The sequence below is a fragment of the Janthinobacterium rivuli genome, from assembly GCF_009208735.1.
GTDB lineage: Bacteria > Pseudomonadota > Gammaproteobacteria > Burkholderiales > Burkholderiaceae_D > Janthinobacterium.
The window spans coordinates 1-488 of sequence record NZ_WFLJ01000065.1; the positions used below are offsets into that span (position 1 = coordinate 1).

The 488-nt window shown below is 56.8% G+C and carries 1 pseudogene; it reads right to left on the bottom strand.

Annotated features, from left to right (window positions below):
• Window positions 1–488 (bottom strand): annotated as a pseudogene (locus tag GCN78_RS29520) (hypothetical protein); the annotation flags it as partial.

The following is a 488-nucleotide window of genomic DNA, read 5'->3' on the forward strand; positions in this document are numbered from 1 at the left end:
TAGCGCTGCTGCGCCAGGTAAATCTCTTCATCGGCTTTGGCTTGCGCAATATCCTGTATCAAGTTTTCACTCCACACGAATTCTTCGGGTGCTTCTTTCGCCTGGATGCCGGCCGTCGGCATGCGTTGCAGTTCCTTCTCGTGCACGCTTTTCCGGAAGAAGCCGCTTTGCGGGTAATAGCCACGGCGCAGGATATAACCGCCACCCTCGCGCCGCGTATAGGTTTGCGTGGTGATCAGCCTGCTACGCATGTCGGCGCTGTCGGCATCCGTACGGATCGGATAGGGAGTGCCGTGCTGCGCCTCCTTGACCAGCGCTTCCTCTTCCGGCGTCAATGCTTCGCCATTCTTCTGTTTCAGTTGCGCGGCTTCCGTCTTCCGGCTGAGCTCATACGCGCGTTTATAAAAACCATCTTCAGGCGGTTTATTGGCGAACGAGGCGATCCTGGCCCGCTTGTCGTATTCCGTCACTTCGCCCGCCATATAAAA